Below are 9,777 nucleotides of genomic sequence, written 5' to 3'. Positions count from 1 at the left end.
TCATGGCGTCGAGAGCCTCCTGGTTGTTGGAAAACAGCTTCGCCCGGTTGCCACCCACCAGCGGCATGGCGCCCAGCGTGCGATTCAGTTCGACGATCGGCTCGAGCCACGACGGCCAGGGTGGGTCGCGCTGCACGAGATCGAAACCCTCGGTGGTCTCGATGATGTAGTCGTTGATCTGGCGCTGCTTGCGGCGGCGCCCACGGGGCAGGCGCGCGCTTCCGACGATCAGGAACAGGATGACGCCCACGTAGGGCACGAAGAATATCGCCAGCAGCCAAGCCATCGCCGTTTGTGGCCGACGGTTACGTGGAACGACGATGAGGGCCGTGATCCGGATGATGAAGTCGACGACGAGCAACACACCGGCGACCGTGATGTTGGAGAGAGTGAGGGCGGCGACGTCATCCATCGATCGAAGTCTAGCGACGCGCCGGGCCCCGTTAGCTCCGCTGTGTCGGCGCCCCCGTGCTAGCGGAAGTTCACGAACTGTAGGTCGACGTCGAGCTCTTTGCCCCTCAACAGCGCCATTGTGGCCTGTAGGTCGTCGCGGCTCTTCGACTGCACGCGCAGCTCGTCGCCCTGGATTTGCGATTTCACGCCCTTGGGGCCTTCATCGCGGATAATCTTCGAGACCTTCTTCGCGTCCTCACTGGAGATGCCGTTCTTAAGACCGATCTCGATGCGGTACTCCTTACCGCTCGCGAACGGGTCGCCGGCATCCAGCGATCGAAGGGAAATGCCACGTTTGATGAACTTTGCCTCGAGCACCTCCAGCACGGCCTTCACGCGCTCTTCGGCGCTGGCCTTCAACAGCAACTTTTCGCCGCTCCATTCGATGGATGCGCCCACGCCCTTGAAGTCGTATCGGGTCGCGATCTCTTTCTGCGCCTGGTTGACGGCGTTATCCGCCTCCATCTGGTCGACCTTGCTGACGATGTCGAATGTGGAATCTGCCATGCCCCCATGCTAGAACCTCCCGGGGTTTAACCGGTGGCGCATGCCCGCCGCCGTCCGCCCTTTCATCGGTTCAGGAGGTGGCTTTCATCATTCAGGAGGTGGTGTGACTGGTGGGGTGGATGTGATCTGCGGCACCACATCCACCCCACCAGTCACACTGGCCCCACAACCTCCTGAATGATGAACGCGGCAGGCTAGGGCGTCGGGCGCGAGGTGCTCGAGCGCACGATCAGTTCGAACGGTAGTGGTGTGTTGCTCGAGGCGTGCGCCTCGTGGTTCGGGTGCAGCTCGTCCATGAGGATGTCGACCGCCATGCGACCCTGCAGCGCCGGAAACTGTGCGATTGTCGACAGGCCGAAGAATTCCGCGAGTTCGTGGTCGTCGACACCGATCACGGACACGTCATCGGGCACTTTCAACCCAAGATCCCTGGCGGCGAGCATCGCTCCCATGGCCATTTCGTCGGATGCCGCGAATATCGCCGTCGGGCGTTTGCGCGGGTTGCCCAGCAGCTGTTTCCCGGCCGCGTACCCGCCCGGGATGGTGAAGTCCGCGGCATGGAAAAGCTCAGGGTCAGCGAGGATGCCCGCCTTCGCGAGCGCCGCGTTGAAACCCTCGCGGCGTGTCGACGGCACGTGGAAGTCCATCTCGGATTCTCGGTTACCACCAATAAACGCGATCACCCGGTGACCGAGCGACAGCAGGTGCTCGGTCGCCAGCTGAGCAACCTCGCCGTCATCGATGCTGAGGGTGCGCACCCCGGCGATGGAACCGCCGACGCCGACGGTGGGCTTGTTCATGGCGAGCAGGCGCTCGACCTCTTGGCCGGTGAGTTGCAGTGAGATAGCGATGACGGCATCCACTCGTTTGCGTAATAGGAAGTGCTCGAACACGCTGCGGCGCTCGTCACCGCCACCGCTGAGGTTGTAGAGGGTGAGGTCGTAGCCGTGGCTGAGCAGGGCCTGCTCGGCACCTTCCAGCACGGCGCCGAAATACCAGCGATTCAGGAACGGGATGACCACGCCAACGTTGCGCGTGCGCCCGGTGGCTAGGCTGGACGCGTTTGACGACACCACGTAGCCGAGCTCAAGGGCGGCCGCATGCACCCGCTGCCGGGTGGATTCCGACACATGCCCGTTGCCGCTGAGGGCGCGAGACACGGTCGCCGTCGACACCCCCGCGAGTTGGGCCACCTGGTTGATTCCGGGCATTGCGTCGTACCTCCTCGGTCGCGTGCCGATCCTACCTTTGTGAGGCTGGTCACGAGGCGCGGCGGGAGCTTGTATCCTTGAGCAGCGCGTTCGGTCAGGTGGATACATATGGCCGGAAGTGCCTCGGCATGTTACCCAAGTGGCCAAAGGGATCTGACTGTAAATCAGACTGCTTCGCATTCGGGGGTTCGAATCCCTCACATGCCACCGAAATTGGAGAAGGCCCCACACGCATTACGTGGGGCCTTCTCCAATTTCTGTAGCGGGTGCGTCGCTGAGAACCCCCAGGGCCCCGACCCGCGCAGTCCGGACCATTGCGCGTGACGGATGGCTCGTGCCCAGCGTGCTACCGCGCAATGGGCCGGCGGCTCGGGTTGGGCGTCGAATCCCTCACATGCCACCGAGATAAGAAAAGGCCCCGCGCGCATTTTGTGGGGCCTTTTCTTATCTCCGTCGCGGGTGGAGGACGAAAAGCCGCTCGTGGGCCCCGACTCGCGCAGTCCGCCGCATCGCGCAGTGCGTGCCCTCATTGGATCCGTGCCACCGCGATGTGGAGGCGGCTCGGGTTGGGCGTCGAATCCCTCACATGCCACCGAGATAGAACGACTCCCCACAGGCTTCATCGTGGGGCGTCGTTCTATTTCTGTAGCGGGTGGAGGACGAGAACCCGCTCGTGGGCCCCCGCTGAGCAGTCAGCCGTAGTGCGCCTTCCCGATACTTCTTGGTCTGAACGACCGCGCACTGTGGATGCGGCTCAGTAGGGGCGTCGAATCCCTGTTAACGCCGACTGAAAACAGGGCCAGAAACGCCAAGCGGGTTCTAGGTCTCGTTGCAACACTCCATCAGAATTCGGAGTGTGGACATCATGGGACGACGTGGACGTAAGAGATGGCTCAGCGTTGAGGACGCGTATTGGAAGCTGATCCTCGCGGGGATTGGTCCGATCGAGGCAGCGAGGCGTATCGGGATCGCCCGCACGACTGGGTTCCGGTGGCGTGCCGAGCGCGGCGGCGTCGCGCCGCTGCGGTTGGTGGAAGCCGATCGGCATACCCGATATCTGTCGAGCATCGAGCGGGAACGTCTGGCCGTGCTCAGACGAGACGGCCTATCGATGAGAGAGATATCGAGACAGCTGGGACGCTCACCGTCGACGATCAGCCGGGAGCTGCACCGCAACATGCGCCGACACGACCGCGGCAGATATGACGCTGTTCTCGCGCATGCCCGTTCACGCGAGAAAGCTCGCCGGGCCCGAGCCGGCCGGATCGGGCAAGACCCGGTGCTGCGTGATCTCGTGCAGGACAAGCTCACCCTGGATTGGAGTCCGGAGCAAATCAGCTTCTGGCTGCGCGAAACCCACCCCCAGAAGAAGTCCTGGCATGTGTGCCACGAGACGATCTACCAAGCGGTGTACTGGCCACGCAACAGCGGACTAACGCGCAAGCTGACCACACATTTGCGCACAGGTCGTCCGCTTCGAAAACGACGCCGACGACCGGATGTTCGCACTCCGCGATTCATCGTCCCAGCGACTCTGATCGATCACCGGCCAGCTGTCGTTGAGGAACGCTCCCGGCTGGGTGACTGGGAAGGTGACCTCATCATCGGCAGCAAGACACGCTCAGCGATCGGCACCCTCGTTGAACGAAAGAGCGGGTATGTGCTGCTGCTGCACCTGCCGGACACCCACACCGCGCCCGAAGTCAACGCAGCACTGATGGCAACGATGTCGCAGTTACCGGCGCACCTTCGCCACACCCTGACTTGGGACCAGGGTTCGGAAATGTCCGGCCACGACAAGATCGCTTCCCTCTTTGGCGATGGCGTGTTCTTCGCCCACCCCGGCAAACCATGGCAGCGCGGATCGAACGAGAACATGAATGGGCTGCTACGGCAGTACTTCCCTAAGCACAGCGATCTCAGCGTTCACACCGCCGAAACCCTCAAAGCTGTCGCTGCAAGACTCAACGACCGGCCACGGAAACGCCTCAACTGGAACACACCCACACTGGTCATCACTACCGAGCTAGGATCGCGGCAAGAAACAAGTGTTGCGACGACCGCTTGAATTCACCCTAGAACCCGCTTGGCAGAAGTGGCCCCATTTTCGGTTGGCGTTAACAGCAGTAGCAGCACGAGTGATAGCAATCGATCCGCGCGCACAACAAAACCCTCTCAGAAATACACGACATAAGGTGTCGTGATTCGTTGGAATGCTTGAAATGTCGCCGTTAGAGACGGCGCGGCTTGACCGGATCACCGGGCACAGCGCGAATAACAAATGAAGCAGAAAATGGCACTCAAACGCACAGGAGTAAATCCGGTCACCTGGTCGCTGGAGATGGGGTTCACTCAGGGCGAGCTTGTTTCCGGTGCGACTCGCACGCTATACGTCTCGGGACAGACGTCGATGAACCAGGACGGTCGACCTGAGCACGACGGCGACATTGCCCCGCAACTCAAGCTCAGCGTCGACAATCTCGAAGCAGTGCTCGCCGCAGCGGGCATGACTCTAGCGAATCTCGTGCGCCTGAACGTCTACACGATCGATGTCGACGCTCTCTTCCCACACTACGGAGAGCTGGCCGGACGTCTAGCTGCGGCGAGCGTCTCACCTACCTCCACAATGCTCGGAATTTCTCGCCTGGCGGTCCCCGGTCAACTTGTCGAACTGGAGGGAACCGCCGTCGCCTGACCTCACGCGCTGCCTGCACCACTCATCGGCGCGGGCAGCGCGCGCAATGCATCCTGTCCCCCGTAGACACACCCGTCCGTACCCCGTACTGGGTGTGTCGTACCCCCTGTTACGGGGCTGTGGGTCCAACCCGCCGACGGATAACGTTGTGACTTCAGGGGAATTTGTTACGACAATCGTGCTCCCCTTTCAACGCGCTCGGGGGAGAGGCACAGATCGTGGCATCGCTGACGGAAATTCTCATTCTTCGAGGAGCCATTCCGATCCAGGCGCTCGACACGTTCGGGGGTTCGACCGCCGAGGACGAGTTGATGATCCTCAACCTGGTCGAGGAAGGCATCATCACCTACGGCCAGATCGCATCAGCGCGAGCGGCGCAGGCTGAGCTCCCGTTTGTCGAACTTCAGGATTACCCCATCGATCGCGCCGCGGTCGCTCTCGTGCCTGCTGCCCTCTGCCGTCGTTGCGAGGTGCTTCCGATTGCCGTGACCGGCGATTTGCTGACCGTCGCGATGGTCAACCCCGGTGACGTGGTCACTCTCGACGATTTACGTGCTGCTTCCCGGATGCGCATCAGCCCGGTTGTCGCGGAACGCCAAGATCTGCGCAGCGCTATCAACCGCGTGATCCGGGCGGACGGGGAACTCAACGAGCTGAGTTCGGTGCTCCAGGAGGAAACGAAAACACCCGGTAACGATGTCGTCGTCGCTGGGGATGTTGTCGAAGACGACGCACCCATCGTCCGTTTCGTCAATCTGCTGATCAGCCAGGCGATTCAGGATCGGGCATCCGACATCCACATCGAACCGGCCGAGGACGGCATGAATGTGAGGTATCGCATCGACGGCGTGCTGCACGAAATGCAGAAGGCGCCCAAACAGATCCAGAACGGTGTCATCTCGCGGCTCAAGATCATGAGCGACATCGACATCTCGGAGCGTCGAAAGCCTCAGGACGGTCGCCTTTCCGTGATGCACGCCGGTCGCAAGATTGACCTGCGTGTGGCAACGTTGCCCACGGTGTGGGGCGAGAAGGTCGTCATGCGAATTCTCGACAACTCGAGTTCGTCGATGGATCTCAAAGATCTGAACCTCCTTCAGCGCAACTTCGACGCCTATAAATCGTCGTATACGAAGCCCTACGGGATGATTCTCGTGACCGGTCCGACGGGTTCGGGCAAGTCCACGACGCTGTACACGACCCTACATACCGTCGCGAAGCCCGAGATCAACGTCATTACCGTCGAAGATCCGGTGGAGTACCGCATGGCGGGAATCAACCAGGTGCAGGTGAACCCGAAGGCGGGGCTCACCTTCGCGAGCGCGCTGCGCTCCATCCTGCGTTCTGACCCCGACGTGGTGCTGCTGGGTGAGATTCGTGACCATGAGACCGCCCAGATTGCGATCGAGGCGTCTCTCACAGGCCACCTCGTTCTCTCGACCCTTCACACCAACGACGCGCCGAGTGCAATCACCAGGCTCATCGAGATGGATATCGAGCCATTCCTGGTGGGATCCGCGATCGACTGTGTCGTGGCGCAGCGGCTAGCGCGTCGCCTGTGCGAGCGCTGCAAGGAGTCATTCACCGCAGACCCCCAGCAGATGCTCGGCTTGCGCGTGGGGTTCGATCCAGAAAGGCATGCCCTTCCGACGCTACATCGGCCGGTAGGTTGCTCATCCTGTTCGGGGACGGGGTATCGCGGGCGTATTGCGATCCATGAAGTCATGCTCGTCTCGGAGGAGATCGAACGACTTGCCGTTCAACGCTCGTCAAGTGCTGAGATCGCCAAGGTTGCGCAATCGCAGGGGATGATTCCGCTGCGACAGGACGGCTGGATGAAGGTCCAGCTCGGCCACACGTCTATTGAGGAAGTTCTGCGCGTCGTCGCGTAACACCGTTGCCGGTGGGGCAACACAAAGAATTATGGGGGAAAAATGAGCAACGACCGACCGGTATACGACTTGTCCGGAGCGTTCGATGTGGATGACGCCGCGACAGCGCGGCCCTCTGTGTTCCCGCCGCCGGCGTCCCCGCAAGGGTTCATGCCACTCCACACTGTGGCGCCGGTCGAGGAGGCGCCCGCCGCACCGATGAGTGCGGACCTGCCTGACCTGCCCCGGAGGTCCCAGCTTCGCGGACGGCCAGTGGAATCCACAACCGACGCTGCACCATCGCCCAGCGCTGTGACGCCGCAGGCCGCGAGCTTAGGGTTCGACGATCTACTAGCAGGTTTCCCAGCTGAGCCGACGTCGCTCGCCGCGCCGGATGTGACGGCGTTCGCTTTCGCGGGCCCGCCCGTGCCTGCCTCAACCACACCCGCCTCGCCGGCGCCCGAGCTACCCGCGCCCGCCGCACCCGTGTCTGCCCCACCGACTAGTCGGGCGGCGATGCTCGCCCCGCCGATGTCCGCGACCCTCGTGGACGCCCCCGCGCCCACAGCACCATTGTCGAACATGCCGCGGATAGCGAGCCCCCTCACCTTTGCGGAGCGTGCCGCTCGTGCCGTATCCCTGGCGGATGACGCCATTATCGAGGCAGTCGTAGCCCCGCGGGTGTTTGCCGACCTCTCCGGCGACGCGGATCTGCTCGACGCGCTCGACCGGGTGGTCAACATGGGCGGGTCCGACCTGCACGTCACGGTTGACGCCATCCCCTCCATTCGGCTGCACGGCGCATTGTCGCCCGTGCCAGGTGCCGTCACGTGGAACGGCACCAAGATGCGTGCTGCTTTGCACAGCATCATGACGGAGGACCAGCAGCACATATTCGACGAGGTGCTCGAACTCGACTTCGCCTACACGCTGTCGGAGGATGCGCGCTTCCGAGTCAACATCTACCAACAGCGTGGCCATATGGGTGCGGCCTTCCGACTTATCCCGACCGAGATCAAACCGCTGCACGAACTTGGTGTGCCGGATACGATCGAACGCTTCGCACGGCTGTCACGTGGGCTCGTCCTCGTGACCGGGCCGACGGGTTCCGGCAAGTCCACGACCCTCGCCGCCGTCATTGACCTCGTGAACCGCGAGCGTGCCGACCATATCGTGACGGTCGAAGATCCCATTGAGTTCCTACACCAGAACAAGAAGTCGATCATCAATCAGCGCGAGGTCGGCAGCGACACCCACTCGTTCGCTTCCGCGCTGAAGCACGTTCTCCGGCAAGACCCGGACGTGATCCTGATTGGCGAGCTTCGAGACCTGGAGACGATTTCGGTGGCGCTGACCGCGGCCGAAACAGGGCACCTCGTATTCGCGACCTTGCACACGCAGTCGGCAGCGCAGACGATCGACCGTGTCATCGATGTCTTCCCGCCGCACCAGCAGGGGCAGGTGCGAGCCCAGCTCGCGGCGACCCTCCAGGGCGTCGTTTGCCAGACGCTGGTCAAAAGTGCAGATGGCAAGGGCCGGTCTGTCGCGACCGAGGTGATGGTCGCCACCCCGGCTATCGCAAACCTTATCCGCGAAGGAAAGACCTTCCAGGTGCCCTCGGCCATGCAGGCCGGTCGTGAGATGGGCATGCACACGATGGATCAGCACCTCGCCGACCTGGTCAACGCCGGGAAGATCACCAAGGAGGCGGCCATGGAGAAGGCTCAGAACCGCGAAGACCTGCTCCATCTGATCCGTCGCGACGATGACGGTGGCCGCTTCAGTTCAACCACTCCCGCAAAGGAAAGCCACTGATGGCCGCAACCAAGACGTTCGCTTACACGTCACGAAACTCCGACGGCAAGCTCATCAAGGGCAAGCTTGAGGCATCGAGCAATTCAACGGCGATGACCCGGTTGAAGGGGATGGGCCTGGCCCCAATCGCTCTCGAGGAGTCAGCAGCCGCGACCGGCCTGAACATGGAGATCAACATCCCCGGGTTCGGTGCCAAGAATGTGAGCCTGAAGGATCTTGCGATCATGAGTCGCCAGATGGCCACGATGATCGCGGCAGGACTGTCGCTCATGAAGACACTGTCGATCCTGGCGGACCAGACAGAGAACAAGAAACTCGCCGAGGTGCTCGGTGCGGTGCGAGCCGATGTGGAGACTGGCTCGTCGTTCTCCGAAAGTCTGGGCAAGCATCCGCTCATCTTCCCGAGACTCATGATCTATCTGGTGCGCGCGGGAGAGGCCGGCGGCTTTCTCGATGGTGCCCTCATCTCGGTGGCCGACAGTCTCGAATCCGATGTGAAGCTGCGTGCGACGATTAAGTCTGCGATGACCTATCCGGTCGCGGTGCTTTGCATGGCGATTCTTGCTGTAATCGTGATGTTGGTGTTCATCGTGCCGATCTTTAAAGCGATGTTTGACAGTCTGGGGGGTGAACTCCCCGCTCCCACCCAATTTCTCGTCGTGATGTCCGCCAATATGGCGTGGATCGCACCAGTGCTGGTGGTGGGCACGATTTCATTCAGCGTGTGGTGGCGAGCTAACAAGCACACGGATCGGGTGCGGAAGGTGGTTGACCCTTTCAAGCTCAGGGTTCCCGTGTTCGGGCAATTGTTCACGAAGGTCGCGATCGCGCGCTTCAGCCGAAACTTTGCCGCGATGATCGGGGCTGGTGTTCCGATTCTGCAGTCCCTCAGTATTGTCGGCGAGACCTCGGGCAACTGGGTGATCGAGGAGGCGCTTAAGAAGGTGCAAGAATCTGTGCGGCTCGGCAATTCGATCGCCGGTCCGCTCATGACCGAGCCGATATTTCCGGCCATGGTCGTGCAGATGATCGCGGTCGGTGAAGATTCTGGTGCCCTCGAGATCATGCTCACGAAGGTCGCTGACTTCTATGACGAAGAGGTCGAGTCGACCGCCGAGGCCCTCACGTCGCTGATCGAGCCGCTCATGATCGCCGTCATCGGCACGATCATCGGCGGGATGATCGTTGCGCTGTACATGCCGATCTTTACGATCACACAGCAGAT

Annotated in this window: 8 protein-coding genes and 1 tRNA gene; 6 read left to right on the top strand and 3 right to left on the bottom strand. The window is 61.8% G+C overall.

What is annotated here, in order from left to right; genetic code table 11:
• The 3 genes from RMN95_RS02215 to RMN95_RS02205 form a co-directional block, all read right to left on the bottom strand.
• Positions 1 to 412 (bottom strand): PLDc N-terminal domain-containing protein (locus tag RMN95_RS02215; RefSeq protein ID WP_309615329.1); only part of this gene is annotated, 412 nt, incomplete at its 3' end.
• A 59-nt stretch (positions 413 to 471) separates the two neighbouring features.
• Entirely contained in the window at positions 472 to 960 is a 489-nt protein-coding gene (locus RMN95_RS02210) for a YajQ family cyclic di-GMP-binding protein (RefSeq protein WP_309615328.1), read from the bottom strand.
• A gap of 194 nt (positions 961 to 1,154) precedes the next feature.
• Positions 1,155 to 2,171, bottom strand: a complete 1,017-nt coding sequence (locus RMN95_RS02205) for a LacI family DNA-binding transcriptional regulator (protein WP_309615327.1) — start codon at positions 2,169 to 2,171, stop codon at positions 1,155 to 1,157.
• A 125-nt stretch (positions 2,172 to 2,296) separates the two neighbouring features.
• Between RMN95_RS02205 and RMN95_RS02200 the strand changes: the two genes are divergently transcribed.
• The 6 genes from RMN95_RS02200 to RMN95_RS02175 all read left to right on the top strand — a co-directional run.
• A tRNA-Tyr gene (locus RMN95_RS02200) sits at positions 2,297 to 2,378 on the top strand.
• A 658-nt stretch (positions 2,379 to 3,036) separates the two neighbouring features.
• Complete coding sequence (locus RMN95_RS02195) at positions 3,037 to 4,239, top strand: IS30 family transposase (RefSeq protein WP_309615326.1); 1,203 nt, start codon at positions 3,037 to 3,039, stop codon at positions 4,237 to 4,239.
• 225 nt (positions 4,240 to 4,464) lie between these two features.
• Positions 4,465 to 4,866, top strand: coding sequence for a RidA family protein (locus tag RMN95_RS02190; RefSeq protein WP_309615325.1), 402 nt, complete (start codon positions 4,465 to 4,467; stop codon positions 4,864 to 4,866).
• A gap of 218 nt (positions 4,867 to 5,084) precedes the next feature.
• Positions 5,085 to 6,758: an ATPase, T2SS/T4P/T4SS family gene (locus tag RMN95_RS02185; protein ID WP_309615324.1), complete on the top strand. Its 1,674-nt coding sequence runs from the start codon at positions 5,085 to 5,087 to the stop codon at positions 6,756 to 6,758.
• Between the two features lie 42 nt (positions 6,759 to 6,800).
• Entirely contained in the window at positions 6,801 to 8,552 is a 1,752-nt protein-coding gene (locus tag RMN95_RS02180; protein WP_309615323.1) for a PilT/PilU family type 4a pilus ATPase, read from the top strand.
• Positions 8,552 to 9,777 (top strand): type II secretion system F family protein (locus RMN95_RS02175; protein ID WP_309615322.1); only part of this gene is annotated, 1,226 nt, incomplete at its 3' end. The genes RMN95_RS02180 and RMN95_RS02175, both read left to right, overlap by 1 nt.

The sequence above is a fragment of the Salinibacterium sp. genome (genome assembly GCF_031364185.1).
In the GTDB taxonomy this organism is placed as follows: domain Bacteria; phylum Actinomycetota; class Actinomycetes; order Actinomycetales; family Microbacteriaceae; genus Rhodoglobus.
This window is presented reverse-complemented; position numbering and strand designations above follow the sequence as displayed.

Coding starts and splice junctions, on each gene's coding strand:
- RMN95_RS02210 (WP_309615328.1), bottom strand. CDS start 960: ATGGCAGATTCCACATTCGACATCGTCAGCAAGGTCGACCAGATGGAG.
- RMN95_RS02205 (WP_309615327.1), bottom strand. CDS start 2,171: ATGCCCGGAATCAACCAGGTGGCCCAACTCGCGGGGGTGTCGACGGCG.
- RMN95_RS02195 (WP_309615326.1), top strand. CDS start 3,037: ATGGGACGACGTGGACGTAAGAGATGGCTCAGCGTTGAGGACGCGTAT.
- RMN95_RS02190 (WP_309615325.1), top strand. CDS start 4,465: ATGGCACTCAAACGCACAGGAGTAAATCCGGTCACCTGGTCGCTGGAG.
- RMN95_RS02180 (WP_309615323.1), top strand. CDS start 6,801: ATGAGCAACGACCGACCGGTATACGACTTGTCCGGAGCGTTCGATGTG.